Source organism: Nocardioides sp. S5, from assembly GCF_017310035.1.
Taxonomy (GTDB): Bacteria; Actinomycetota; Actinomycetes; order Propionibacteriales; family Nocardioidaceae; genus Nocardioides.
In genome coordinates, this window is record NZ_CP022296.1 from 3852869 (window position 1) to 3878020 (window position 25152).

Annotated in this window: 25 protein-coding genes, 1 tRNA gene and 1 riboswitch; of the genes, 10 read left to right on the forward strand and 16 right to left on the reverse strand. The window is 72.2% G+C overall.

Annotated elements, in window-relative coordinates; genetic code table 11:
• Nucleotides 1–8: 8 nt before the first annotated feature.
• From CFI00_RS19050 to mfd, 13 genes are all read right to left on the reverse strand, one after another.
• Nucleotides 9–461 (reverse strand): transporter substrate-binding domain-containing protein, encoded by a 453-nt coding sequence (locus tag CFI00_RS19050; protein ID WP_242532508.1) that lies wholly within the window; start codon nt 459–461, stop codon nt 9–11.
• A 32-nt stretch (nt 462–493) separates the two neighbouring features.
• A tRNA-Leu gene (locus tag CFI00_RS19055) sits at nt 494–567 on the reverse strand.
• Nucleotides 568–585: 18 nt separating this feature from the next.
• The gene (def, locus tag CFI00_RS19060) at nt 586–1143 is read right to left on the reverse strand and encodes a peptide deformylase (RefSeq protein ID WP_207082553.1); all 558 of its coding nucleotides are present in this window, start codon (nt 1141–1143) and stop codon (nt 586–588) included.
• A 9-nt stretch (nt 1144–1152) separates the two neighbouring features.
• Nucleotides 1153–1671: an ACT domain-containing protein gene (locus CFI00_RS19065; protein ID WP_207082554.1), complete on the reverse strand. Its 519-nt coding sequence runs from the start codon at nt 1669–1671 to the stop codon at nt 1153–1155.
• 4 nt (nt 1672–1675) lie between these two features.
• On the reverse strand, nt 1676–2488 hold the full coding sequence (locus tag CFI00_RS19070; protein ID WP_207082555.1) for a uracil-DNA glycosylase: 813 nt from the start codon (nt 2486–2488) through the stop codon (nt 1676–1678).
• Nucleotides 2485–3405 (reverse strand): Ppx/GppA phosphatase family protein, encoded by a 921-nt coding sequence (locus CFI00_RS19075; protein WP_207082556.1) that lies wholly within the window; start codon nt 3403–3405, stop codon nt 2485–2487. The genes CFI00_RS19070 and CFI00_RS19075 overlap by 4 nt, the downstream gene beginning before the upstream one ends.
• Nucleotides 3406–3535: 130 nt before the next feature.
• A complete protein-coding gene (locus CFI00_RS19080) occupies nt 3536–4051 on the reverse strand; it encodes a DUF501 domain-containing protein (protein WP_207085620.1) in 516 nt (171 codons plus the stop codon).
• 56 nt (nt 4052–4107) lie between these two features.
• Nucleotides 4108–4713: a septum formation initiator family protein gene (locus CFI00_RS19085; protein WP_207082557.1), complete on the reverse strand. Its 606-nt coding sequence runs from the start codon at nt 4711–4713 to the stop codon at nt 4108–4110.
• Between the two features lie 18 nt (nt 4714–4731).
• A complete protein-coding gene (eno, locus tag CFI00_RS19090; RefSeq protein WP_207082558.1) occupies nt 4732–6009 on the reverse strand; it encodes a phosphopyruvate hydratase in 1278 nt (425 codons plus the stop codon).
• An 80-nt stretch (nt 6010–6089) separates the two neighbouring features.
• Entirely contained in the window at nt 6090–7400 is a 1311-nt protein-coding gene (locus CFI00_RS19095) for a reprolysin-like metallopeptidase (RefSeq protein ID WP_207082559.1), read from the reverse strand.
• A 30-nt stretch (nt 7401–7430) separates the two neighbouring features.
• Entirely contained in the window at nt 7431–7853 is a 423-nt protein-coding gene (locus CFI00_RS19100) for a MazG nucleotide pyrophosphohydrolase domain-containing protein (protein ID WP_207082560.1), read from the reverse strand.
• 13 nt (nt 7854–7866) lie between these two features.
• Complete coding sequence (locus CFI00_RS19105) at nt 7867–8559, reverse strand: hypothetical protein (RefSeq protein WP_207082561.1); 693 nt, start codon at nt 8557–8559, stop codon at nt 7867–7869.
• 4 nt (nt 8560–8563) lie between these two features.
• Entirely contained in the window at nt 8564–12070 is a 3507-nt protein-coding gene (gene mfd, locus CFI00_RS19110; RefSeq protein WP_242532908.1) for a transcription-repair coupling factor, read from the reverse strand.
• A gap of 274 nt (nt 12071–12344) precedes the next feature.
• Between mfd and CFI00_RS19115 the strand changes: the two genes are divergently transcribed.
• On the forward strand, nt 12345–13043 hold the full coding sequence (locus CFI00_RS19115) for a hypothetical protein (protein WP_207082562.1): 699 nt from the start codon (nt 12345–12347) through the stop codon (nt 13041–13043).
• A gap of 106 nt (nt 13044–13149) precedes the next feature.
• On the forward strand, nt 13150–13824 hold the full coding sequence (locus CFI00_RS19120) for a hypothetical protein (protein ID WP_207082563.1): 675 nt from the start codon (nt 13150–13152) through the stop codon (nt 13822–13824).
• Nucleotides 13825–13828: 4 nt separating this feature from the next.
• Here CFI00_RS19120 and CFI00_RS19125 read toward each other — a convergent pair whose 3' ends face one another.
• Complete coding sequence (locus CFI00_RS19125) at nt 13829–14239, reverse strand: VOC family protein (RefSeq protein WP_207082564.1); 411 nt, start codon at nt 14237–14239, stop codon at nt 13829–13831.
• 17 nt (nt 14240–14256) lie between these two features.
• Nucleotides 14257–14322, forward strand: a riboswitch (guanidine-III (ykkC-III) riboswitch).
• A 12-nt stretch (nt 14323–14334) separates the two neighbouring features.
• On the opposite strand from CFI00_RS19125, the gene CFI00_RS19130 reads away from it, so the two are divergent.
• A complete protein-coding gene (locus tag CFI00_RS19130) occupies nt 14335–14649 on the forward strand; it encodes a multidrug efflux SMR transporter (RefSeq protein ID WP_207082565.1) in 315 nt (104 codons plus the stop codon).
• 12 nt (nt 14650–14661) lie between these two features.
• On the opposite strand, the gene CFI00_RS19135 is transcribed toward CFI00_RS19130, so the two are convergent.
• Together CFI00_RS19135 and CFI00_RS19140 are read right to left on the reverse strand one after the other, a co-directional pair.
• A complete protein-coding gene (locus CFI00_RS19135; RefSeq protein WP_207082566.1) occupies nt 14662–15432 on the reverse strand; it encodes a 3'(2'),5'-bisphosphate nucleotidase CysQ in 771 nt (256 codons plus the stop codon).
• A gap of 9 nt (nt 15433–15441) precedes the next feature.
• Nucleotides 15442–16233: a LuxR C-terminal-related transcriptional regulator gene (locus tag CFI00_RS19140; RefSeq protein ID WP_207082567.1), complete on the reverse strand. Its 792-nt coding sequence runs from the start codon at nt 16231–16233 to the stop codon at nt 15442–15444.
• Between the two features lie 446 nt (nt 16234–16679).
• On the opposite strand from CFI00_RS19140, the gene CFI00_RS19145 reads away from it, so the two are divergent.
• The 7 genes from CFI00_RS19145 (at nt 16680) to CFI00_RS19175 (ending at nt 25075) form a co-directional block, all read left to right on the forward strand.
• Complete coding sequence (locus CFI00_RS19145) at nt 16680–17606, forward strand: HAMP domain-containing sensor histidine kinase (protein WP_207082568.1); 927 nt, start codon at nt 16680–16682, stop codon at nt 17604–17606.
• Nucleotides 17581–18267 (forward strand): response regulator transcription factor, encoded by a 687-nt coding sequence (locus CFI00_RS19150; protein WP_207082569.1) that lies wholly within the window; start codon nt 17581–17583, stop codon nt 18265–18267. Before CFI00_RS19145 ends, CFI00_RS19150 begins: the two co-directional genes overlap by 26 nt.
• The gene (locus CFI00_RS19155) at nt 18264–20018 is read left to right on the forward strand and encodes an asparagine synthase-related protein (RefSeq protein ID WP_207082570.1); all 1755 of its coding nucleotides are present in this window, start codon (nt 18264–18266) and stop codon (nt 20016–20018) included. The genes CFI00_RS19150 and CFI00_RS19155 overlap by 4 nt, the downstream gene beginning before the upstream one ends.
• 643 nt (nt 20019–20661) lie before the next feature.
• Nucleotides 20662–21969, forward strand: coding sequence for an exopolysaccharide biosynthesis polyprenyl glycosylphosphotransferase (locus CFI00_RS19160; protein WP_207082571.1), 1308 nt, complete (start codon nt 20662–20664; stop codon nt 21967–21969).
• Between the two features lie 54 nt (nt 21970–22023).
• The gene (locus CFI00_RS19165) at nt 22024–22788 is read left to right on the forward strand and encodes a hypothetical protein (RefSeq protein ID WP_207082572.1); all 765 of its coding nucleotides are present in this window, start codon (nt 22024–22026) and stop codon (nt 22786–22788) included.
• Between the two features lie 3 nt (nt 22789–22791).
• The gene (locus CFI00_RS19170; protein WP_207082573.1) at nt 22792–24051 is read left to right on the forward strand and encodes an MFS transporter; all 1260 of its coding nucleotides are present in this window, start codon (nt 22792–22794) and stop codon (nt 24049–24051) included.
• 7 nt (nt 24052–24058) lie between these two features.
• Nucleotides 24059–25075: a PD40 domain-containing protein gene (locus tag CFI00_RS19175; RefSeq protein ID WP_207082574.1), complete on the forward strand. Its 1017-nt coding sequence runs from the start codon at nt 24059–24061 to the stop codon at nt 25073–25075.
• Nucleotides 25076–25152: the final 77 nt, after the last annotated feature.

Here is a 25152-nt window from a genome sequence, read left to right on the forward strand (position 1 = left end):
GTCGAGCCCTACTCGCCCCGCACGATCTCGGCGTGCCGGAGGGTGCGGGTGAGGTAGAGGTCGTACGCCGAGCCACGCTTGACGCCGATGCGCACGCCCGGGCGGTCGACGTCGGCCGGCGCCTGCACGAGGGAGTCCGTGAGGACCGCGAACACGCCTTCGATCACAACGTAGGCGGGGGTGAACGCGACCTCGGCCTCCCGCGCGGGCTCGATCGCCAGGAAGCAGATGTCGGCGTCGCCGGCCACCATCGCCTCGTAGGAGCGGCGAGCCGCGTCGAAGCAGGAGAGCTCGACCGGCAGGCCCAGGCGCCGGCCGATCTCGCGCGCGAGGTCGACCGTGACGCCCGACGGGTCGGCAGCGGTGCCCTGCGCCAGCACCGGGTTGCCCAGGCTGATCGAGGCGCGGAGGACGCCCGTGGGCGCGAGGTCGGAGGCGATCTCCTGCAGGGTGGCGGCCATTCCGGCGACCCTAGTCGGGCCCACCGACCCTGTGCCCCGGCTGGGGTTCGAACCCAGACTGTGCGGTTTTTAAGACCGCTTCCTCTACCGGTTGGGATACCGGGGCTGGCCTCCGGGCGACGCCCTAGAGGTAGGTCTTGCGAGCGTAGACCGCGTGCGCCCCGGCAGCGCGGTCGAGGAAGAGCAGGCCGTCGCAGTGGTCGATCTCGTGCTGGAGCGCGCGCGCCTCGAAGGCCTCCGCCTCGAGCTCGACCTCCTCGCCGGTGCCGGGCAGCTGGCCGCGTACGACGATGCGGCTGGGGCGCTTGACGTCTCCGGTGAAGTCCGGGACCGACATGCAGCCCTCACGGGCCTTCTCGTTGCGGCTGCCGGAGACGACCTCGGCGTTGCAGAGCACGAAGGTGCCGTGGTGCTCGCGGGTCTTGGGGTGCTCGGAGACGTCGACGCAGAAGACCTTCACGCCCACCCCGACCTGCGGTGCGGCCAGACCGACGCAGCCGGGCGAGACCCGCATCGTGGCGACGAGGTCGGCGGCGAGCCGGACGACCTCGGGGGCGGTGGGGTCGACGCGCTCGCCGACGGTGGACAGCACCGGCGCGGGGGCCCGGACGACCTCGAGGAGCTCACCGGGCACGTCGAGCTCGGCCTCGGTCCAGTCACGGACCCGGGGGTTGGCGGTCATCGGCGCGGCTCAGAGCTCGTCGGTCTCGGCGGCGCGCAACGTCACGCCGACGCCGAGGTCCGCGGCGACCTCGGTGAGGTCGCGCTCCACGGCGGAGGCGTCCGCGTCCGCCGGCAGGTCGACCTCGGCGACGAGGAGGTAGAGGTCGCCGGCCAGGCGCGTGGTGAGGTCGGTGATGTTGCCGCCGACGCCCGCGATCACCGCGACGACCGCGGACACGATGCCAGGGCGGTCGCCGCCGTGGACGGACAGGATCCACGACGTGCCGTCGGCGCTCGCTGTCTCCTCCGCCGGCACCTCGCGCACCGTCACCGTGAGGCTGCCGTCCGCGGCCAGCGGGGCGAGGGCCGACTCGATGGCCTCGGCGCCGGCATCACCGGCGCAGATGAGGGTCATCGCGAAGTGGCCGCGCAGCAGCGTCATCGTGGAGTCCTCGAGGTTGAGACCGAGGCCGGCGAGCCTGTCGGTGGTCTCGGCGATGATGCCGGGACGGTCGTGGCCGAGGACGGTGATGGCGTGGAGGGTCACGGCGTCATTGTGTCAGCGCCCGCGCCCGCTCGAAGACCTCGTCCGTCATCTCGCGGGTGAGGCGTCCGGTGTAGGTGTTGTGCGGGGACGGGTGGTAGCAGCCGACGAGGGTCACGGCGCCCAGCGCGACCTCGACGCCGTGGCCGAACTTCGGGCGGCGTTCCGGCGCAGGCGCTCCTGCTGCGACCAGCGAGCGAAGGGCGCCGTCCCAGCCGAAGGAGCCCAGCGCGACCACCGCCCGCACGCTCGGCAGCAGCGCCAGCTCGGCGGCGATCCACGGGGCGCAGGTGTCGCGCTCGAGCGCCGTCGGCTTGTTCTCGGGTGGGGCGCAGCGAACGGTCGCGATCATCCGTGCGTCGAGGAGGCGCTGCCCGTCGCCGGCGTGCTCGCTGGTGGGCCGGCTCGCCCAGCCGGTGCGGTGCAGGCTGGCGAAGAGCCAGTCGGCGCTCGGGTCGCCGGTGAAGATGCGGCCGGTGCGGTTGCCGCCGTTGGCGGCCGGTGCGAGCCCGACGATCAGCAACGACGGGTCCGGATCGCCCCAACCCGGGATCGGCCGACCCCAGTAGGGCTGGTCGGCGAACGACGCCCGCTTCACCACCGCCACGTCCTCGCGCCACTGCACCAGCCGGGGGCAGGCCGCGCAGACGCTCACCCGGGCGTCGAGCTCGGCCAGGTCGTCGGTCCGCGCGAGACGGCGTACGTCGTCGGCGTCGCGCGCGACCGTCGTGCGGGGCGCGGCCGGGTCGTCGGGCCAGCCGGTGCCGGGCTCGACGGGGCTGGTGAACTCCTCCCCCGTCAGCGGGTGCGGGAGCATCATCGGCCGATGGCGGCAGCCATGCCGTGCAGGATGTCGGCCTCGGAGACCAGGTGCTCCGGCACCGGCACCCGCGCCAGGATGCGGCTCCAGATCAGCGCGCCGGCCCCGATCACGTCGGCGCGTCCGGGGTGCATGAAGGGCAGGCCTCGCCGCTCCTCGACCGTCATCGCCAGCAGCCGGTCGACGTGCGCCATCGTGTGGTCGTTGGAGAGCACCGCGCCGTCGAAGGCGTCGCGGTCGTAGGACCCCAGGGCGAGGACCCCGCAGGCGATCGTCTTGATGGTCCCGGAGGTGCCGATGGCGGTGCGGGTGCGGCCGAGGTCGACGCCGCAGTCGTCGAGGTGGCGGTCGATGTCCGCGACGCACGCGGCGACCTCGGCCCGGGTGGGCGGATCGCCGTGCAGGTGGCGCTCGTGGAGGCGGACCGACCCGATGTCCATCGAGGTGGCCTGCCGCGCGCTCCCCTCCCCCAGCACCAGCTCGGTCGACCCACCGCCGATGTCGACCACGAGCACCGGCTCGGCCGGCAGCGGGTCCTGTGCCGCGATGGCACCGGCGAAGACCAGCGCGGCCTCCTCGTCGCCCGACAGCACCTCGGGCTCGACACCCAGGCGACGGCGTACGCCCTCCCGGAAGACGTCGGCGTTGCTCGCGTCGCGGCTCGCGGAGGTGGCGCAGAAGCGCACCCGGGCGGGGTCCACGCCGTGCTCGCGGATCACCGCGCCGAACTCGTCGACCGCGGCGAACGTTCGCTCGAGCGCCTCGTCGGCCAGCACCCCGGTCCGGTCGACGTCCTGGCCGAGGCGTACGACGCGGGAGTCGCGCAGCACCACGTCGAGCGTGCCGTCGGCGCGCACGTCGCCCACCAGGACCTTGATCGAGTTGGTCCCGCAGTCGATGGCCGCGACGGTGCTCATGCGCCCATTGTGCCGACCGGGCACTTCGTGGCGGACAGAAGGCTCGAACGGGCACTTGCTTGCCATGGAGGGCAAGCCCGGACGAAAGGAAGTGCCCGGTCAGCGCCTCGCAGCGCGAGGAAGTGCCCGGTCAGCGCGGGGATGAGTCCGGGCGCTGCACGCAGGGCCCCGACGCCCACCACTCGCCGAGGGCGTCGAGCACCTCGTCGCCCAGCGGGTTCACGCCACGACCCATGGCCAGCGACTGGCCGGCCAGGACGTGCAGGCACTTGACCCGGTCGGGCATGCCACCGGCGGAGATGCCGTCGATCTCCGGGACGTCGAGCCCGGCCCGCTCGCCGACCTCGGCACGGAGCTCGAGGTAGCGCTCGTGGGCCCCGCGGTAGGCCGCTGCGAGCTCCTCGTCGGCGCCGAGGCGCTCCTCCATCTCCTTCATCACGTGGGTGCCCTCGAGCGTGCCGATGCGCGAGGCCGCGCGCGGGCAGGTGAGGTAGAAGGTCGTCGGGAACGGCGTGCCGTCGGGCAGCCGCGGCTCGGTCGTGACGACGTCGGGATTGCCGCAGGGGCAGCGGTGGCCGACCGAGTCGATGCCACGGGGACGACGCTTGAGCTGCGCCTGGATGGCGGCCTCGTCGGCGGCGTCGATGCGGGGGTTGTCGCGGTGGACCACGCCCGGCTCGTGCGGGGGGACGTCCTTGTGGGTCACTGTCGGGTCCCGTCGATCAGGTCGGCCGGCTCCTGGTCCGGCGGGGGTGGGTTGCCGGCGAGCTCGACCGACTCCCACGCGGCGGTCCACCAGGCCTTCGGCACCGTGCGGATCACCTCGTCGGGGTCGTTGAGGCTCGCCTGGGCCTCGAGCGGCCTGCCGTCGGCGCCGATGACCTCGAAGCCGGACTCGCCGGGCATCAGGTAGCCGAAGCGCGCCCGCGCCTGCGCCTTGACGTACGCCGGGTCGTCCCAGCGACGCTTCTCGCGCTCGAGCTGGTCGATGCTGGCCTCGCGCTCGGCGATCTGCGCCTTCAGGTCACCGATGTGGGAGCGCTGCTGGAGGTAGGCGCGCAGCGACGAGGCGTAGGACACCGTGAGCACGGCCAGCACCAGCACGAGCACCGCCGCACGCCCGGTGAACCGGGGACGACGCGTGCCCGCAACGGGTCGCACCTGGGTGGACGCGGGGTCGGTGCGCGCGTCGGACCGGACCTGAGGCGTACGCACGCCCGTCCGCGGCCGGGAGCCGCGGACACCGGGGTGCGAGCTGCGCGGTCCACTGCCCGGCCCGTTGCGCGGAGATCGGCGCTGGGAAGGCATGCGCCCCAGTCTGCCTGCTCAGGCCCCGAATCGCGGGAAGGCACCCCGACCGGCGTAGCGAGCTGCGTCACCGAGCTCGTCCTCGATGCGGAGGAGCTGGTTGTACTTCGCCACGCGGTCCGAGCGGGCCGGCGCGCCGGTCTTGATCTGACCGCAGTTGGTGGCGACCGCGAGGTCGGCGATGGTGGTGTCCTCGGTCTCGCCGGAGCGGTGGCTCATCATGTTGCGGAAGCCCGCACGGTGGGCGAGCTCGACGGCGTCGAGGGTCTCGGTGAGCGAGCCGATCTGGTTGACCTTGACGAGCATCGCGTTGGCCTGGCCGCCGTCGATGCCGCGCTGGAGGCGCTGGACGTTGGTGACGAACAGGTCGTCGCCGACGATCTGGGTCTGCGCGCCGAGGCTGTCGGTGATGGCCTTCCAGCCGTCCCAGTCCTCCTCGTCGAGCGGGTCCTCGATGGAGACGATCGGGTAGGCCGCGACGAGCTCGGTGTAGTAGGCGACCATGTCGTCGCTCTTCAGCTTCTTTCCCTCGAAGGTGTACTTGCCCTTGTCGTGGAACTCGCTGGCCGCGACGTCCATCGCGAGCGCGATGTCCTTGCCGAGCGTGAAGCCGGCAGCCTTGACCGCCTCAGCGATCAGGTCGAGCGCGGCGCGGTTGCTGTCGAGGTTGGGCGCGAAGCCGCCCTCGTCGCCGAGGCCGGTGGACAGGCCTTTCTTCTTCAGCACCGACTTGAGCGCGTGGTAGACCTCCGCACCCTGCTGGAGCGCCTCGCGGAAGGTCGGGGCGCCGATCGGCGCGATCATGAACTCCTGGACGTCGACGTTGGAGTCGGCGTGCGAGCCGCCGTTGAGGATGTTCATCATCGGCACCGGCAGCAGGTGGGCGTTGGGGCCGCCCACGTAGCGGAAGAGCGGGAGGCCGGCGGACTCGGCCGCGGCCTTCGCGGTGGCGAGGGAGACACCGAGGATCGCGTTGGCGCCGAGCTTGGCCTTGTTGTCGGTGCCGTCGAGGTCGAGCATGACCTGGTCGAGCAGGCGCTGGTCGTCGGCGTCGAGGCCGACGACGGCCCCGGCGATGGTGTCACCGACGGCGTCCACGGCCTTCTGCACGCCCTTGCCGAGGTAGCGCTTGCCGCCGTCGCGCAGCTCGACGGCCTCGAAGGCGCCGGTGGAGGCACCGCTGGGCACCGCCGCGCGACCGAACGCGCCGTCCTCGAGGAGGACCTCCACCTCGACGGTGGGGTTGCCGCGCGAATCGAGAATCTCGCGGGCGCCTACTGCAGCGATGATCGACATGGGAGAGCTCCTGAGGAGGGACGTCGTGGGACAGCCGTCAGCCTAGCCACGTCGGTGCCCGGCGTCGTGGGGTGTCCGGGTCAGCGCACGTAGCGCGCCACCCGCGGCGCGGTCTGCTTGATCACCCGTGTGTTGTCGGTCCTGTCGTTGTCGGCCAGCGGCTGTCCGCCGTAGGTGTTCGTGGGGCTGGAGAACCACGGGATCCGCACGCAGGAGTAGTTGCCCGCGTCGACGCACGGGTCGTAGTAGCCCATCACCGAGATGTAGTTGCCGGCCGGGTTGGCGAAGCCGCGGGCGTAGGGGACGCGCGAGGCACGGGTGACGCCGGGGTAGGAGAAGTGGTCGGCGCCAAGGTTGTGGCCGATCTCGTGGGTGGCCACGAGGTAGGGCAGGCACCCCACGCGGGTCACCGAGGCGCCGGCCAGCGGCGTCGCCCGCCGCGGCGTGAGCGGGATCAGCCCGCCCCCGCAGATGCCGCTGGTCGGGCCGGTCGTGAGCAGGTGGACGATGTCGCCGCCCTTCTTCCGACGCACCCGCTGGAGGTTGTCGAAGTGGCCGTCGCGCGGGCGACCGACGCGGAAGGCGTCCTTGACCGCGTCGGCGCTCTCCTTGCCCCGCGCCTTGACCAGGCCGCGGTAGCGGAAGGTGGCCCTGACGCCGGAGTTGGACAGCGCCTCGTTGGTCTGCGCGACCACCAGGACGGCCGCCGCCTTCAGCGCCTCCTTGCTCCCGGCCTCCGCCTTGGCGCCGGCGGTGTAGCCGAACATCACGCCGATCCTCACCCGACGCGCACGGCGGTCGCCGGCGCCGGCCGCGGTGCGCGGAGTGACCTCGGCCGTACGCGTACGCGCAGACGCGACGACGCCCGCGGAGTCGTCGCCGTCGAGGCCCTCACGGTCCCGCAGCTCGGTCCACCAGTAGCGGTCGCCGCCCGCACCGGTGAGCGACCACAGGCCGTCGGGCGAGACGAGCGAGCCGCGGAAGGTGCCGTCGACCTCGACCAGCGTGAACGAGGCGAGGTCCTCACCGGGCACCCGGCCGCTCCAGGCGGTGAAGCCCGGCGCTGTCTCGACGTCGCCGATGCGTACGACGGTGCTGCCCGACGTCCCCGGGAGCGCGAGGCGCTGCCCGTCGGCCACCCGCGGCAGCACGTCGGCGTCGAGCTCGACGAGCTGGTGTCGCCCCGACAGCCCCGCCCGCTCGCCGCTCACGCGGGCGGTGGTGGCCACCCCGGAGAGCAGCGGTCGCACCGGTGCCGCGGCCCCGGCCCGCTCCCCCGGCCGTGCCTCGGCCGGCGTGGCGGTGGCCGCGCCGGCCAGCGCCGACGCGACGAGCGCGAGCAGCCCCAGGGCGAGGGCAGGACGGCGTCGGGCGGCGGCGAGTCGACTCATGCAGGGGCACCTACCGCTCCGGCCCGCGCCTCAAACCTCCCCGGCCTCCCCGTCTCGCTGGGCAGCAGCTGCTTTCTCGGCGGCCTTGGCCGCATTCCAGAGGGTCAGCACCTCGGCCGCGTCGGCCGCTACGGCGTCGCCGAAGACATGCGGGTTGCGGCGCTCCATCTTGGCGATGACACCGCGGGCGACGTCGTCGAGCGTGAAGTGGCCCGCCTCCTCGGCGATCACCGCGTGGATGACCACCTGCAGGAGCAGGTCGCCGAGCTCGTCGCAGAGCGCCGCGGGGTCGCCGGACTCGATGGCCTCGACCACCTCCTCGGCCTCCTCGCGGACGAAAGGGACGAGCGAGGTGTGGGTCTGCTCGCGCTTCCAGGCGCACTCGCGCCGCAGGAGGCGCATCTGGTCGGCGAAGGCCTCCAGCGGCGAGTCCTGCCCGGCGGGCTCCGTCACGACGACGGCCTGCTCAGCCGCAGCGGTGGGTCAGCGGCAGCGTCCGCGCGAAGGCGGGGTCGGGCTCGGTCGACAGGCCGGCCTTCGCCGTCTCGCCGACCGCGACGGAGGTGTTGGTGTCGATCGGGGTCAGCACGCCGTCGACGCTCTCGAGGCCGTAGCGCGGGTCGATCTCGATGCCGTTGGCGTCCGGCCACTGGTTGAACACGTCGACCCCGGCCTGGGTGACCTCGTCGGTGGTCGGCTCGGTGACACCACGGTCCTCGAGGACGATCTCGCCGACCTGGTTCACGATGTCGGTCGCGAGCGCGTTGGCCGAGGTGAGCTCGACGTAGGTGTCCTGCGCCTCCTCCGGCATCGTCGCGGCCGTACGGCTGCGCTGCGCCAGGTCATTGGCGTAGCCCGAGCCCGGCTCGACGCCGTACTCCTCGGCGATCTCCATCGCCTGGGCGCGCAGCGTCATCAGCTGGACGGTGCCCTGGCGCACGAAGCTCATCGGCAGGACGGTGTTCTGCGCGGCGAACTGCTCGCCGAGCGCGGTGCACATCTCCGCCGCCGCCGCGTCGACCTCGCGGACCGTGAGCTCCCGGTCTCCGACCTTGACCGCCACCCCCGGGGAGGCGCTGCCGCAGCCGGTCAGCAGCACGCCGGACAGGCCCACGGCCAGCCAGGTGGGCACGGCCGTCATCAGGCGGGTCTTGCTCACGGGGTCACTCCTTGGTCGTTGCGCTTGCCGGGGCCGGCACGTCGATCACGTCGTCGATCACGCCGCGGGCCCATTCAAGCAGGGCCACACCCGACACCGGGGTCACGGGGAAGCCGCTGGTCTGCGGCCGCGGCACCAGGATCGTACTGATCGGAGCCTTGACGATGCTGCGCGGATGCAGCCGCTGGAGGCGTACGACGCGGGACTCGGGCAGGTCGACCGGCGCGAACCGGACGTACTTGCCGGCCACCGTGACCTCCTTGACGCCGACCTGGCGGCACCGCGCCCGGAAGCGGGCGACGACCAGCAGCGACTCCACCACCTCGGGCGGGTTGCCGTAGCGGTCGACCAGCTCGGCGCGCACCTCGTCGACGTCGGCGTCGGTGCGCACCTCCGCCAGGCGCTTGTAGATCTCCAGGCGCAGGCGCTCGCTCGGGATGTAGTCGTGGGGCAGGTGGGCGTCGACCGGCAGCTCGATGCGCACCTCCTGGAGCTGGTCGTCCTCGCCGCCGCCCTTGAAGTCGGCGACGGCCTCGCCCACGAGGCGGACGTAGAGGTCGAAGCCGACGTCGGCGATGTGGCCGGACTGCTCGCCGCCGAGCAGGTTGCCGGCGCCGCGGATCTCGAGGTCCTTCATGGCGATCGCCATGCCGCCGCCGAGGTCGGAGTGCTGGGCCAGGGTCGCGAGGCGCTCGTGGGCGGTCTCGGTGAGCGGCTTCTCCGAGGGATAGAGGAAGTAGGCGTAGGCGCGCTCGCGGGAGCGGCCGACGCGACCGCGCAGCTGGTGGAGCTGGGAGAGACCGAGGGTGTCGGAGCGCTCGATGATCATCGTGTTGGCGTTGGAGACGTCGAGGCCGCTCTCGACGATGGTCGTGCAGACCAGCACGTCGAAGCGCTTCTCCCAGAAGTCGAGCATGACCTGCTCCAGGGCGTGCTCGCCCATCTGGCCGTGCGCGGTGGCCACGCGCGCCTCGGGCACCAGCTCGCGGATCCGTGCGGCGGCCTTCTCGATCGACTGCACCCGGTTGTGGATGTAGAAGACCTGGCCCTCGCGCAGCAGCTCACGGCGTACGGCTGCGACGACCTGGCGGTCCTCGTAGGCACCGACATAGGTCAGGACCGGGTGCCGCTCCTCCGGGGGCGTGGTGATGGTGGACATCTCCCGGATGCCGGTGACCGCCATCTCCAGGGTGCGCGGGATCGGCGTCGCGCTCATCGACAGCACGTCGACGGACGTGCGCATCCGCTTCATCTGCTCCTTGTGCTCGACACCGAAGCGCTGCTCCTCGTCGACGATGATGAGGCCGAGGTCCTTCATCTTGATGTCGGGGTTGAGCAGGCGGTGGGTGCCGACGACGATGTCGACCGAGCCGTCCTCGAGACCGGCGATGACCTCCTTGGCCTCCTTGTCGGTCTGGAACCGCGAGAGGCCCTTGATGACGACCGGGAAGCCCGACATCCGCTCGGCGAAGGTCGACATGTGCTGGGTGACGAGCAGCGTCGTCGGCACCAGCAACGCCACCTGCTTGCCGTCCTGCACCGCCTTGAAGGCCGCGCGGACCGCGATCTCGGTCTTGCCGTAGCCGACGTCGCCGCAGACGAGCCGGTCCATCGGGACGACCTGGCGCATGTCGGCCTTGACCTCGTCGACGGTCGTCAGCTGGTCGACGGTCTCGGTGAAGGGGAACGCGTCCTCGAGCTCGCGCTGCCACGGGGTGTCGGGGCCGTAGGCGTGGCCCTTGGTGGCCTGGCGGGCGGCGTAGAGCTTGATCAGCTCGGCAGCGATCTCGCGGACCGCGCGGCGCGCCTTGTTCTTGCGCTTGGTCCAGTCGCCGCCGCCGAGGCGGTCGAGGCTCGGGTTCTCGCCGCCGACGTAGCGGGTGACCTGGTCCAGGGTGTCGGCCGGGACGTAGAGCATGTCGTTGGGGCCGCCGCGCTTGCTGGGGCCGTACTCGAGGACGAGGTACTCGCGCACCGCGCCCCCGATCTCGCGCTGCTTCATCTCCACGAAGCGGCCCACGCCGTGCTGCTCGTGGACGACGTAGTCGCCGGCCTTGAGCTCGAGTGGGTCGATCTGCTTCTTGCGCCGCGTCGGCATCCGACGCATGTCGCGCGTCGAGGTCTTCTGGCCCGACAGGTCGTCGCCGGTCACCACCGAGATGCGCGCCTCGTCGTCGACGAGGCCGTGCACGACGTGGCCGCAGGTCACCGTGACGACGCCGGGGCCCGCGGTGTCGCCCTCCTCCACCAGCCGGGCGGCGATGTCGTGCTCGCCGAGCAGCTCGACGAAGCGCTGCGCCGGACCGTGGCCGGCGTGGACCACCACGACGTCGCTCGACTCCTCGAGCCAGCCGCGGATGTCGGCGATCGCCTGCTCGAGGTCGCCGCGGTAGGCCTCGGCGCCGTTGATCGGAAGCGTGAGCGAGCCGTCGTCGTCCTCGGCCTCAATGCCGAAGGGACTCACCGCCCACCACGCGTGGCCCAGCGCAAGGGCGTGCTGGCGCACGTCGGCGATCTCGCGGTAGGACGCGGCGCCGAGGTCGATCGGGGCCGTGCCGCCACCGGCCGCAGCGGCCCACGACGCACCGAGGAACTCCTCGCTCGTCGCGACCAGGTCGTGCGCGCGGCTGCGGGCGCGCTCGGGGTCGAGCACCAGCACGGTGGTGCCGGCCGGCATGAGGTCGACCAGGAGCTCCATCTCCTCGACCAGGACCGGGGCGAGGGACTCCATGCCCTCGACGGCGATGCCGGCGGCCATCTTGTCGGTGAGCTCGAGCAGCTGCGGGTGCGCCCGGCCGAGCTCGGCGGCGCGACGGCGTACGTCATCGGTGAGCAGCAGCTCACGGCACGGCGGCGCCCAGAGCCGCGGCACCGTCTCGAGGGTGCGCTGGTCGGCGACGGAGAAGGCCCGGATCTCCTCGACGTCGTCGCCCCAGAACTCCACGCGCAGCGGGTGCTCCTCGGTGGGCGGGAAGACGTCGACGATGCCGCCGCGCACCGCGAACTCGCCGCGCCGCTCGACCATGTCGACGCGGGTGTACGCCGCCTCGGCCAGGCCGCGGACCACGTCCTCCATGGCCCGGGCCTCGCCCGGGGCCAGCTCGACCGGCTCGATGTCGGCCAGGCCGGGGACCTGTGGTTGGAGCAGGCTGCGGATCGGGGCGACGACGACCTTCAGCGGACCGTTGGCAGCGTCGGTGCCGGGGTGGCGCAGCCTGCGCAGCACCGCGAGGCGTCGCCCGACGGTGTCGCTGCGCGGGCTCAGCCGCTCGTGCGGGAGCGTCTCCCAGCTCGGGTAGTAGGCCACCGTGTCGGGGTCGACGAGGTCACCCAGCTCCTCGACCAGGTCCTCGGCCTCGCGCGACGTGGCGGTGACCGCGAGGACCGTCCGACCGCGCTCGACCAGGCCGTGGACGACGTAGGGGCGCACGGCGGCGGGGCCGGTGAGGTCGAGTGCGGGCTGCACCGCGGCGTCGGCCAGCGCACCGCCCAGGGTAGGGGCGGCGACCAGCCGCCGGGCGACGGCGAGCAGGGGCGTGGACGGCACCGGGATCCCTTCGAGAGCGCGCGTGAGAGCCCCCACGATCGAGCGGGTGGGGGGAGGGTGAAAGTCTACGGGGGCTGCCCGACACGGGCTCGCGGGGGACTCACGGGGAAAGAGGCGGTCACGACGGCCTCGATCAGGGGTTTGTCCCACGCGTCACGGGGGTAGCAGGCACCACAGCGTCCGGCGCCCGAGCGTCGGACGACATCGAACGTCCACCTTGAAGGGAAACAACGGGGACATGCGCATCACTCGTCTCGTGGCCGGCACGGTCACCGCCGGCCTGCTCGGCATCACGCCCATCGCGATCTCGGCTCCGGCCCAGGCCGCCGTCACGGTCGTCACCGCGACCTCGCTCAGCTCGGCCCAGGTCGAGTACACCTACGGCGACCGGATCTTCTTCGACGCCGCCGTCACCACGACCGACCCCAACAACGCCTACGCGCCCGGCAGCGCCACGCTCTACATGATGCGCGCCGGCTCCACCGCGTGGGAGGCCGTGTCGATCGACGAGGGCGTCAGCTACCTCTACTTCACCAACCTCACCGCCGTGGCGAACGCCCAGTACAAGGTCGTCTACCCCGGTGGCACCGACGGCACCGGTGACGTCTACCTGCCGAGCGAGTCCCCGATCTTCTCGATCTCGACCGCCCGCAAGATGACGATCAAGAACCCGCGCGGCACCTTCGTCAAGGGCAAGATCTCGCCGGACTACAAGAAGAAGAAGGTCCTGATCCAGAAGAAGGTCGGGAAGAAGTGGAAGAAGTTCCGCACCCTCAAGACCAACAAGAAGAGCAAGTTCCAGACCACGCTCCCCGCGACCCGCAAGCGCACCTACTGGCGCTTCCTGGTCAAGGGCAACACCGAGTTCGCGACCGCCACGTTCGAGGGCTCGACCATCCGCTACCGCTCCGCGGCCCCGCGCGTCACGATCCGCTGACCACCAGCGGGTCGCTGCTCCACTCCTGAGCCGACCGGGCACCGGGTCGTCACCGACGACCGGGTGCCCGGTCGACTTCTCTCCCGACGCGGGAGAGGATCACCCCATGCGCACCAGTCGTCTCGTCACCGGCGTCGTCGCCGCCAGCCTGCTCGGCGCCACCCCGCTGGCCGTCGCCGCGCCCGCCGAGGCACGCGAGACCTGGTCCACCACCACGACCGCCGAGCCGAGCGCGGACCTCGTCGAGTTCGGCGAGCAGATCGACGTCGGCCTCCAGGTCGACAGCGCGACCGGGTCCTCGCCGCTGGTCGGCACCTCCACCCTCTACGCCCGCCGTGCGGGCACGACGGACTGGGTCGCCGTGGCCACCAGCTCCTTGCCCGGCGAGGACTTCCTCGACGTGGCTCCCCGGATGACGACCACCTACAAGGTCGCCTACGGCGGTGGCACCGAGACCGACACCGCCAAGGGCGACCGCTACGCCCCGAGCGAGTCCGCGCCCTTCACCGTCGCGGTCAAGCGCCGCATCACGCACCCGTCGGCCGGCTTCGAGCTCGAGGGCCGGGTGACGCCGCGCTACCGGAGGAAGCCGGTGCGGATCCGGGCCAGCCGCGACCAGGAGGCGGGCTACGAGCTCGTCCGGGTGGTGCGCACCGACCGCCGCGGGCGCTACTCCTTCCGGCTCCCCCGGCGCAGCGGCACGTGGTACTGGATCATCAGCGTGCGCGGCGACAAGCGCTTCCGCGGCGCCGCGTTCGGCTACGAGACCAGCGTCTTCTGAGCCGTCACGGCGTCGCGGTTGCTGCCGCGTCGATCTCGCCCTGCGAGCGCAGCACGCAGAACTGGTTGCCCTCCGGGTCGGTGAGGACGACCCACCCGGCGCCCGGGCCGTGCACGTCGCGCTGGTCGTCCACCTGCACCGCGCCGAGGGCGCGCACCCGCTCGACCTCCTCGTCGCGGGTGCCCGTGCGCGGGCGTAGGTCGAAGTGGACCCTCTTGGCCGGCAGCTCGGCGTCGGGCACCTCGATGAACAGGATCGCGTGGCCGGTCCCCGGGTCCACGACCATGCACTCCTCGTGACCGGGCTCGTTCGGGTCCCCCTCGACGTCGACGTAGCCCAGCACCTGCTTCCACCACTCGGAGAGCTCGTAGGCGCGGTGGCAGTCGACGGTGGTGTGGGCGACGAAGGAGGTCATGGCGCCACGGTAGTCTCGGCTCGCCCCGCGACGTGGGCGACCGGACGAGGGAGCCGTACCCGGAGAGCGACAAGACGGCCGTCGAGGAGATGGTCATGTCGTGGTTCGTGCTCGTGCTCTCAGGCGTCCTGGAGGCGGTGTGGGCCACCGCCCTCGGTCGCTCCGAGGGCCTCACCCGTCCGGTGCCGACCGCCACCTTCCTGGTGGCGCTGGTGCTCAGCATGGGCGGCCTGGGCTACGCCATGCGGACGCTGCCCGTCGGCACGTCGTACGCCGTCTGGGTCGGGATCGGCGCGGTGCTGACGGTGGTGGTCGCCATGGTCACCGGCACCGAGTCGTTCTCGGTCGTGAAGGCGCTGCTGCTGACCGGGCTCGTGGCGTGCATCGTGGGCCTCAAGCTCGTGCACTGAGAGCCCGGGTGCCTACTCCGTTCCGTGGCGGCGGACGAAGTCGACGATCTGCTCGGCCAGCTCGGGACGGCACACGATGAGGTCCGGCAGCGAGGTGTCGTCCTCGTTGTAGACCAACGGTGAGCCGTCGACGCGGCTGCAGTGGAGGCCGGCGGCGCGGGCGACCGCGACGGGAGCGGCGTTGTCCCACTGGTACTGACCACCGGCGTGGACGTAGGCGTCGGCGACGTCGCGCACCACGCTCATCACCTTCACCCCGGCGCTGCCCATCGGGACCAGCTCGGCGTCGAGCTCGGCGGCCAGCGCCTCCACGAAGGCCGGCGGACGGCTGCGCGAGACCGCGATGCGCGGGCGCTGCGAGGTGCGGGGCGGCACCACGCTGGGGCGCCCGGTGCTGAAGGTCTCCCCCAGCGCCGGCTGCGCGACGGCGCCGGCGACGAGGTCGCCGTCGGCCCACAGCGCGACGTGGACGGCCCAGTCGTCGCGCGGGGGCTCGGAGAACTCTCGGGTGCCGTCGAGGGGGTCGATGATCCAGACCCGCGGGGCCGTGAGCCGCGACTTGTCGTCGGCCGCCTCCTCCGACAGCACCGCGTCGTCGGGTCGGTGCGCGGTGAGGAGGCGGTCGAGCTCAGCCTGCGCGGCGGCGTCGCCGGCGTCCTTGAGGGCCTTGCCCTCCAGACCGTCCGCGGCGGCTCCGGCGCGTACGTCGAGCAGCACGGCGCCGGCTCGCTCGGCCGCCCAGACGGCGAAGGCGTGGTCGTCGAGCGTGGTGGGATCGATCATGCGCGAACCCTATCGATGCGGTGCCGTGACCCGTGGCCTCCCCTGCAGGGCCAGCGGGGCCCGGCGCGGGCGGGGCACCAGGTCGGCGGTTCCCCCGGCGTCGTAGACCTGGCGGAGCATCGCCACCGCCTCGAGCTGCGTCCTGGCCCCGAGCTTGGCCCGCAGCGCCTTCACGTGGCTGCGGACGGTGCCGACGCTGACGTCCATGAGCGCCGCCACCTCGACGACGCGTTGACCCGCGGCGAGCAGCTCGAGCACCCGCATCTGCTGCGGCGACAGCGTCCGCATCAGCGCGATGAGCACGCGACGGCTGTCAAGGGCCTGCACCCACGCCGCTCGCAGGGCCAGACGCCGGGCGGGGTCCATCAGCAGGTCGCCCGTGGTGAGCCGCTCGACGACCTCGAGCAACTGACTGATCGAGGTCGCCCCGGTGACCACGTCGACGGCCCCTCCCTCGAGGAGGCCGCCCCACCAGATCGCCGTCTGTCCGGGGGCCACCACCGCCACGCGCACGTCACCGACCGCCACCAGCCGACTGATCTCCTCCACGACGGTCAGGCTGTCCTCGCCCTCGAAGATCGCCACGATGTAGCGCGTGATGCCGGTGTCCCGACCCTCCCAGGCATTGCGCGCCACCGTCTCCCACGGCCGGACGGCCACTGCGGCGCCTGCGGAGGTGAGGGCCGCGGCCACCGCCTGCGCCACCAGCAGGTGCGGCGAGACGATCCACGTGGTCGCGCGGTCGTCAGGGGCAGGTGCTGCTCCGGCGCCGGTGCCGATGCCGGACGGTGGACCGTCCATCCCTCCTCCTCGGGCCGAGATGGGACAAACCCTTGCCGTGCTGAGCGGGTGACGGGCGTTCACGGGCGCAAGGTGCACCGAATTGGGGACGTGGAGCGCCTGCCTCGACGGTCCGCGGGCCACGACGACTTGCCTCAATTCTTGTCGCGGGCTAGCGCCCTGCTGGGAGGACAGTGGGACAGGACTTGACCAAGACTGCAGGAGCCCTGAACCAGGCGGACCAGACCGCCGTTGCCCCATTTGAGGTACGCGCCACACACTCGCTGGATCGCCCCGGGAGAAGGTGGTTTCACTGATCCCGGGCACCTGCTCAGCGGGTGTTCCTGGTCCGGCAGCACGGGAGAGCCGTCGGACATGCACCACAGGGAGCTCGGGGAAACGCTTCACGCACAGGGGGGATGGCCATGCACAGGCCGTTCAGGGAGAACGTACGTCACAGGGTCGGGATGCAGGTCGCCACGGCGGCCTCGTTCGCGGTCCTCATCTGGCTCGGCACACGAGACGCCCACGAGTGGTACGTCTGGCCGGTCGTCCGGACGCTGTCGTCGCTCGGCGACGGCGTCGTCAGCGTGGCCTTCATCATCGGCGCCATCTGCGCCGCCGTGGTGACCTGGCGACGCCATGCGGGTCTCCAGCGCGACGCGGGTGTCGGCGACCAGCTCGAGGCTCGCATGGCGGCCGAGATCGACCTCGCCGTGCAGGCCAGCAGCCGCGACCAGAGCGAGCGGCTGCACGAGCTGCGCAGCACGGTGGCCGGCCTGGTCAACGGTTCCGCGCTGCTCGACAACGCCGACATCCCCGACGAGGCGCGCCGCCACCTCTGCGGGTCGGTGCACCGCGAGCTCCTGCGCATGCAGCGCCTGCTCGCGGGTGAGCACGGCGCCACCACCGACCTCGACCTCGACGAGACGCTGCGCCTGATCCTGGACCTCCAGCGGCTGAAGGGCCGCCACGTCGAGCTCCACACCAGCGGCGGCACCGTGCGGGCGCGCTACGACTCCCTCGCTGAGGTGGTCAACATCCTCATGGACAACGCCGCCACCCACGGCGGCTGCGACACCAGCCTGGTCGAGGTGGTGCGTCGCGACGAGGAGACGGTGGACATCACGGTCTCGGACAACGGGCGCGGCATCCCCGAGGACCAGCGCGAGCGGATCTTCGACTGGGGCAACCGCGGCACGGACTCCCCCGGCCAGGGGATCGGGCTGCACGTCGCCCAGCGCCTCATGGCCGAGGACGGCGGCACGCTGCGCCTCGCCGAGGCCCGGGGCCCGGGGTCGGCTTTCGTCATCTCACTGCCCTCGGCACGCCGCTCACCCGAGAATCACGTCCCCCGGGAGGACTTCCATGGCGCCTGGCGCATCTCGGGCTGAGCACCGCGTCCTGATCCTCGACGACCACGTGCTCTTCGCGGAGGCGCTCGAGCTCGCGCTGTCGCTGGAGCAGTACGACGTACGCCGCCTCGAGCTGCCCGAGGAGGGTGGGTCCATGGCGACCTTGCGGTCGATGGCGCTGCGCGCCAACCCCCGCACCGTGATCCTCGACCTCGACCTCGGCCGCTTCGGCGACGGCGTCAACCTCGTGGCCCCCCTGGCCCGGGCGCACGTCAACGTCGTCGTGGTCACGGCGTCGCAGGACATCGGCCGATGGGGCGAGTGCATGCGGCTGGGGGCGCGCAAGGTGCTCACCAAGAGCGGGGCGCTCCAGCAAGCCCTCTCGACCGTGCGCCGGCTGCACCAGGGCCTGCCCGTGGTGACGCGGGAGGAGCTGGAGTCGCTCCTGGACGCGTGGTCGCAGCAGAGCCGTGCCGACGAGGACATCCGCCGGCGGCTAGACCGGCTCACCCCGCGCGAGCGCCAGGTGCTCGGCGCGCTCATCGAGGGGCGCACCGTGCGCGCCATCTCCCAGGACAGCGTCGTCTCCGAGGCGACGGTGCGCACGCAGGTGAAGTCGATCCTCAACAAGCTCGAGGTGTCGTCGCAGCTGGCGGCGGTCGGGATGGCCAACCAGATCCGGTGGAGGCAGGGCGCGTGAGCGGGCTGAGCGGCGTCCGCTCGTTCTCCCCCTCCGGGCCCACCCGCGACGTCCTCGACCGGATGGCCGCGGCGCAGGAGCACCGCGGGACCGACGGCTTCGAGGCGTGGGTCGGCCCCGGCGTCGGGCTGTCCGGTCCGGTGCACTCGGTCGACGGGCGCTGGGTGGTGGTGCTCGACGGCCGCATCCACCATCTCGTCCGGCTGCGGTCCCACCTGAACCACCGCTTCCGCACCGACGACCCGGGCGAGGTGGTGGCGGCCGGCCTCGCCGTGGAGGGCATCAGCTTCGTCGATCGGCTGCAGGGAGCGTTCAGCCTCGTCGCGCACGACCTGCGCGCCAACACCACGTACCTGGTGCGCGACCGCCTCGGTGTGCTCCCGCTGCACTACCGGCACCTCCCGGGCGGCATCGCGTTCGCCTCGGAGGTCAAGGCGCTGCTCACGGTCGGGGCCGCCCCGGAGGTCGACCACCGCAGCCTCGACGCCTACCTGGCCTTCCGCGTGGTGCCGGCCCCCGACACCCTCTTCGAGGGCGTCAAGACGGTGCGCCCGGCCCACCGACTTGCGATCATGTCGGGCGGCCACCTCGAGGAGGTCGCCTGGTGGTCCGCGCCGGAGACCGACCCTGGCGGCACATGGGAGGCGGACGACGCGATCGAGGCCGTCCGCGACGGCGTACGCGTGGCGGTCGGGTCCGCGCTCGACCCGGGCGTCCCGACCGGGGTCAACCTGACCGGGGGGCTCGCCAGCAGCCTGCTCACCGCCCAGGCCCAACAGCTGTGCGGCGAGGAGCCGGTGCACACCTACACGGTGGCGTTCGGCGACGAAGACCCGGACGAGCAGGCCCGAACCGGTCGACTCAGCAGTCTGCTCGGCACCCGCCACCACGTCGTCCGACTGCATCGTGACGACCTGAAGGATCTCTGGGGCCCTCTCACATGGCACCGCGACACACCCCTTTCCCACGCGGCGGACCTCGCCACGTACGTCCTCGCCCGAGCGGCGGGCCGGCACGTCTCGGCGCTCCTGTGCGCGGAGGGAGCCGACGAGCTCTTCGGCGGCCAGCCGCGACACCGACTGGCAGGGCTCGCGAGGCGCTCGTCCGTGCTGAACGGCCTGCCTTCACCGGTGCGCTCGAGCTTGGCCCAGCGCGTCGAGCGCCGCCTCGGCGCCACCTTCTCCGCGGCCGAGCGCCGACGGCTCCTCGGCCACGCGCCCACTCCTGAGCGGCGAACGGCACCGGTCGTCGGCGTCGACGACGTCGACGCCGACCCCGGGCTGCGCCACGGCCTGCGCCACACCTTTCCCGACGACGCCCTCCAACGACTCGACCGGATGTCTGCGGCGGCGTCGCTGGAGGTGCGCCTGCCCCTGCTCGACCACCGTTTGGTCGACCTCGCGTTCCGCTTGCCGACGTCGGCGAGGTCGCGCGCGGGGTGCCCCTCCTGGGTCCTGCGGGAGGCCGCCCGCACCCTGCTGCCAGACGAGATCATCGAGCGTCGGGTGCCGGAGCGAGGCGCCGGGTCATGGTGGTACGCCGGCCATCGCGACAACATTCGGGAGCACCTCACCGCGTCCGACTCGTGGGTAGCGGCGACCTTCGACCCCACGATGCTGCGTGAGCTCCTGCATCGCCACGAGCACGGAGGGCACGAGCAGGAGCGCATCTGGGCGCTCGTGTCCCTCGAGATCTGGCACCAGACCTTCTTCTCCGACCCTCCGTCCGTACCACGCCCACGTGGGACATGACGGCGCGGCACCGGGGCCTCGTCCGGACCTCGTGACGTACTGCGGCGGCCGAGGAGGGGGAGCCTCGACCGCCGCCGCCGGTGCGCTTCGTCGTCCCTGGCGAGGTGTGGGGCCACTCGCCATCAACTCGGTCACACAGACCATCTGCTGGGAGAATCAGCGTCGCGAACCAGCGTGGTGCACCTCTTCGAGGGTAGGGCCCCGGACGGGGTCGGGCCAATCCCACGTACTGGGTAACTCCCCCGTGTCCGTAGCCGCACGCGTGTCCGCAGCCGCCCGCGTGTCCCCAGCCGCACCCGAGATCGCCCCGTGCAGGCCTTTCGTTGATTTGCGGCATGAGCCGAAGGTGCCATCTCCCTAGGCTCGCAAGCACTGTCAGCACAGGGTGACCACCGGGGGGCACCTCGCAAGAGGTTGGGAAGCGATGACGCAGATCTCGTTGGGGACCGCCAGGCTCGGCCTCGAGTCGGTCACGACCGTTCCCAGGCCCCGGGAGTCGGTACCGGGTCGCCCGTCGCACCACCCTGTCGACCTCCTGCCTCCCCGGGGCGGTCCCAGGGACGACGCAGACCCGCCACGCACTGCTTCGGTCGAACCGTGCCGGCCCGTCTCCCCTGCGGGAACCCGTGGCCACAACGTCAGCGTGCGATCACTGGGCGTCGATGCGCTCCTGGCGGCCGGGCTGGCTGCCAGCTGGGCCACCTCAGGTGCGCTGTCGACCGGCGCGGCGGGTGCAGCCGCCCTCGCCTGGCCGGTGCTCCTGCTCGCGACAGGCCACTACCGACGCGGAGCGCTCGGCGAGAGCCGCGCCGGCCGCGTGCGCGCCATCCTCGGAGCTGGGGTGCGCGGGTCGATCCTGGCCCTCGCCGCCTCGCCCTTCCTCACCACCATCGACCTGGTCCCGCTCGCGCAGCTGGTGGTCGCCTTCGCCGTGGCGAGCGGTGTCCACCACCTCGTCGACGTACGCCGCTCGCGCCCGCGGCTGGTGCTCGCCGGGGAGGACTCCGACGTACGCGCCGCGGTGGCCGAGCTCGACGCGGCCGGGATCCACGAGGTGGTGGCGGTCTGTCTGACCCCGGGCTCGCGGAACACCAGCAATGAGCTTCCAGCCTACGACGGCCTCGAGTCCGCGGTCCGGGCTGCGGACGAGCACCAAGCCGACGCCCTGGTGGTCCTGCCGAGCGCACGCCCCACGCCGGTCGAGATGCGTCGCCTCCACTGGGCGTTGGCCGGCATCGGCGCTGAGCTGTGTGTCGGCACCGGGCTCCTGGACGTCGGGCCGCAACGAACCCGGGTGCTGTCCGGGGCGGGGCTCGACGTCCTGCACGTCAGCGGACCCGTCCTCGACGGTCCGCGGCGACTCCTCAAGGACGTCCTGGAACGCTGGGCCGCCCTGGTCGCCATCGTCCTCGCCCTGCCGCTGCTCGCCGCCCTCGCACTGGCGATCCGCCTCGAGACCCCGGGCGCCGCCCTCTTCCGGCAGCAGCGCATCGGACGCGACGGGGTGCCCTTCACGATGCTGAAGCTGCGCTCGATGGGCGTGGACGCCGAGGCGCAGCGCATCGCGCTCAACGGGAGCAACGAGAAGGACGCCGTGCTCTTCAAGATCCAGCTCGACCCCCGGGTCACGCCGATCGGTCGGGTGCTCCGCAAGTACTCCCTCGACGAGCTGCCCCAGCTGTGGAACGTCGTGCGCGGCGACATGTCCCTCGTCGGACCGCGACCGGCCCTGCCCGGCGAGGTGGCCCGCTACGACGTGGACCCCCACCGGCGCCTCGTCGTCAAGCCCGGCGTCACCGGCCTCTGGCAGGTGTCCGGACGGTCGGACCTGAGCTGGGAAGAGTCCGTGCGCCTCGACCTCAGGTACGTCGACAACTGGTCGCTCGGCCTCGACCTCTCCATCCTGGTCCGCACCGTCCGGGCCGTGCTGGGGCACCGCGGTGCGTACTGACTCGCCCGCCATCCGCTGCACCGCGTGCAGCCCGGCTGCAGGGGGCGCTCAACCATGACGACGACCAGCACCCTCCTGCGGCGCACCCTCAGCCTGTTGACGGCGTCCGTCGTGGCGGGCACCGTGCTCACGGCCTGCAGCGGCGTGTCACCCCGGCCGGCGGACGAGACCCCGAACACCCGGGCGTCGGGAGATACGACAGCCACGACGAGCCCCTCCCACGACGGCGCCACGCCGGCAGACGACCCCCGAGCCTCTCCGAGCGGGTCTTCCGTCGGCGACGACGGCGATGCGGGCGATGCCGGAGGCAACGACGGGAGCGACGGGAGCGACAACGGCGACGGTGACGGCGGCGGCGGCGGTGCAGACTCCGGTGCGGGCCTCGAGATGCCCGAGGTGCCCGAGGAGGAGGTGGCCAGCCTGTCCGAGCTGCTCGAGCCCGCCAGCACCGCGCCCCTCGTCAGCGCTCCCCTCCCTCGCCCGGCGAGCGCACGTGGCCGCCTGGTCGTGGGCTTCCCCGCCGTGCTCCGGCCGACGCCGGGCACCGCTGTGGAGTCCAGCAGCGTGTCACCGTCCGGCCACCGGCTACAGGCGGGACTGACCGGCTCCAGCTCACGGTCACCCGACGCGGTGCTGCTGGGCTACCGGACCAGGTGGACACGACGAGGGCTGCTCGAGCAGGCGGCGCCAGTCGCCGCTCCCGGCTCGTGGGCGGCAGCCTTCCGACGTGGACGCAGCGTCGTCACCCTCACCGTCTCGACCCGCGGGTCGCGCACGACGTACGTCGTCCACGCGAGCCTGCGCGCGGAGGACGACTGACAGATGTACATCAGTCTGCGCGACCGGCCGGTCCACGACGAGCTCACGTCCCCCCGATCGACCCGCTCTCCTGTGGGCCGGGTGGTCATCGTCCTCGGCCTCGTGTCGCTGCTCACCGACGTCTCGTCCGAGTCCGTCTCGGCCATCCTGCCGCTCTACCTCACGATGGTCGTCGGCCTCACGCCAGTGGCGTACGGCCTCATCGACGGTCTCTACCAAGGCGTCAGTGCCCTGGTCCGCCTCGGCGGCGGTTGGCTCTCCGACGCCACCGACCGACCCAAGTGGGTGGCGTTCCTCGGTTACGGGCTGTCCGCGGTGGCCCGGGTGTTCCTCCTGTTCGCCTCGGGTGCGGCCGGAATCGCGGCCGTCGTGACCACCGACCGCATCGGCAAGGGCATCCGTACGGCTCCGCGCGACGCGATGATCAGCTCGTCGACACCCACCGAGCACCTCGGTCGTGCGTTCGGGGTGCACCGGATGCTCGACACGATCGGGGCCGCGCTCGGGCCGCTGATCGCCTTTGTTCTGCTGTGGCTCGTGCCGGGCGGCTACTCCGTGGTCCTCGTCGTCTCGCTCGCCTTCGCCCTCGCGGGAGTCGCCCTGCTCGGCCTCCTCGGGCCCGACATACGCACCCGCCGAGAAGAGGCGGAGAAGACCGGACCGACTCCCCCTCCGTTCCGGTGGCGCGACCTGACCGACCGCCGGCTGCGTCCACTGCTCGCCGTGTGCGGCCTGCTCGGCCTGCTGACGGTGGGCGACGGCTTCATCTACCTCGCGCTCCTCGACCACGGTGACGTCAACGTCTACTGGTTCCCGCTGTTCTACGTCGGCACCAACCTCGCCTACCTGCTGCTCGCCGTGCCGGTGGGCCGGCTGGCCGACCGTGTCGGACGGGCCCGGATCCTGGTCATGGGCCACCTTGCGCTGGTCGGCGCCTACCTGTGCTCGGTGCTGCCCACGTCGATGGCCGCAGCAACCGTCGGGACGCTGCTCCTTCTCGGCACCTTCTACGCCGCGACGGACGGCGTGGTCGCCGCTCTCGCCGGTAGGCTCGTCCCCGTGCAGGCACGCACCAGCGGCATCGCCGCTGCGCAGACAGTGGTCGCGCTGACCCGGATGTTCGCTTCCGCAGGCTTCGGGATGCTGTGGTACCTGCTGGGCCCAGGAGCCGCCATGATGACCGTGGCCGCTCTCCTTGCGGGGGCTGTGCTCCTCGCGGCCACGCGGATCGCCCGCCTCGATCATGCGGTGGTCACGCCGTGAGCCGGTCGTGACCGCGCGCGTACGACTCCTGGCGTTCGTCGTGGTCGTGGTCGCCCTGGTCGTCGCTGCCGGCGTCTATGCGGTCACTGAGGGGCGCGAGGTTCGTGCCCAGCGGAGCGCAGAGCCCGAGGCCCCCCAGACTCCCGTGATGTCCGTGGTCGACGAACCAAGGATCGTCTTCCGCCACACCGGTTTGGACAACGAGTACGGCACCGTCGCCGTGGTCCCGCTGGATGACCCGGGCGGCGCCCGCGCGTTCACCGGCGCGGCCTGCGACCGGGTGGCGGCCAGGGCCGAAGGCGTGTCCTGCCTCATCACCGACCCCGGCGTCGCGACGTCCTTCGAGGTGCAGGAACTCGACGCGGACTGGAACGAGGTCGCGTCCACCCCCCTTCCGGGCGTGCCCAGCCGGACCCGGCTGTCCCCGGACGGGACGCTGGTCGCCACGACCGTGTTCGTGAGCGGCCACTCCTACATGTCGACCGGCTTCTCCACCGCCACGGAGGTGCACGAGTTCGGTGGCGGCACCCGCTGGGGCAACCTGGAGAAGTTCGACCTCGTTCTCGACGGCCGCGCGGTCAACCCGGTCGACCGCAACATCTGGGGCGTGACGTTCGCGGACAACGAGACCTTCTACGCGACAGCAGCGACCGGCGGCCGCACCTGGCTGGTGGAAGGCAACCTCACCGAACGGACCCTGACGTCGGTGTCCGCAGACGCCGAGTGCCCTGCCCTGTCACCGGACGGCTCCCGGGTTGCCTTCAAGGTCGACGTGGACCCGGGGCGAGCCGTGGTGTGGCAGATCGCCGTGCAGGACCTGGCCACCGGCGAGCGGACGTTGCTGGAGCGGGGTCCGCGCGGTCTCGACGACCAGGTGGAGTGGCTCGACGACGACACCATCCTCTACGGGCTTCCCCGCGCCGACCAGCCCGGCGTGACCGACGTATGGTCGGTCGACGCGGATGCTGATGCCGAGCCCGAGCTGCTCATCGAGCAGGCGTGGTCGCCCACGGTCGTGCGCTGACCGACCTGCCTGCCTCTCCACCAATTGGGGGAAATGGCGGAGACCGCGCGCTGGCCCCCACCGCTGCCGACAAGACT

Coding starts and splice junctions, on each gene's coding strand:
- CFI00_RS19140 (WP_207082567.1), bottom strand. CDS start 16,233: ATGGACGGTCCACCGTCCGGCATCGGCACCGGCGCCGGAGCAGCACCT.
- eno (WP_207082558.1), bottom strand. CDS start 6,009: ATGTCGATCATCGCTGCAGTAGGCGCCCGCGAGATTCTCGATTCGCGC.
- CFI00_RS19150 (WP_207082569.1), top strand. CDS start 17,581: ATGGCGCCTGGCGCATCTCGGGCTGAGCACCGCGTCCTGATCCTCGAC.
- CFI00_RS19135 (WP_207082566.1), bottom strand. CDS start 15,432: ATGATCGATCCCACCACGCTCGACGACCACGCCTTCGCCGTCTGGGCG.
- def (WP_207082553.1), bottom strand. CDS start 1,143: ATGACCGCCAACCCCCGGGTCCGTGACTGGACCGAGGCCGAGCTCGAC.
- CFI00_RS19070 (WP_207082555.1), bottom strand. CDS start 2,488: ATGATGCTCCCGCACCCGCTGACGGGGGAGGAGTTCACCAGCCCCGTC.
- CFI00_RS19125 (WP_207082564.1), bottom strand. CDS start 14,239: ATGACCTCCTTCGTCGCCCACACCACCGTCGACTGCCACCGCGCCTAC.
- CFI00_RS19145 (WP_207082568.1), top strand. CDS start 16,680: ATGCAGGTCGCCACGGCGGCCTCGTTCGCGGTCCTCATCTGGCTCGGC.
- CFI00_RS19095 (WP_207082559.1), bottom strand. CDS start 7,400: ATGAGTCGACTCGCCGCCGCCCGACGCCGTCCTGCCCTCGCCCTGGGG.
- CFI00_RS19130 (WP_207082565.1), top strand. CDS start 14,335: ATGTCGTGGTTCGTGCTCGTGCTCTCAGGCGTCCTGGAGGCGGTGTGG.
- CFI00_RS19120 (WP_207082563.1), top strand. CDS start 13,150: ATGCGCACCAGTCGTCTCGTCACCGGCGTCGTCGCCGCCAGCCTGCTC.
- CFI00_RS19115 (WP_207082562.1), top strand. CDS start 12,345: ATGCGCATCACTCGTCTCGTGGCCGGCACGGTCACCGCCGGCCTGCTC.
- CFI00_RS19075 (WP_207082556.1), bottom strand. CDS start 3,405: ATGAGCACCGTCGCGGCCATCGACTGCGGGACCAACTCGATCAAGGTC.
- CFI00_RS19165 (WP_207082572.1), top strand. CDS start 22,024: ATGACGACGACCAGCACCCTCCTGCGGCGCACCCTCAGCCTGTTGACG.
- CFI00_RS19050 (WP_242532508.1), bottom strand. CDS start 461: ATGGCCGCCACCCTGCAGGAGATCGCCTCCGACCTCGCGCCCACGGGC.
- CFI00_RS19170 (WP_207082573.1), top strand. CDS start 22,792: ATGTACATCAGTCTGCGCGACCGGCCGGTCCACGACGAGCTCACGTCC.
- CFI00_RS19085 (WP_207082557.1), bottom strand. CDS start 4,713: ATGCCTTCCCAGCGCCGATCTCCGCGCAACGGGCCGGGCAGTGGACCG.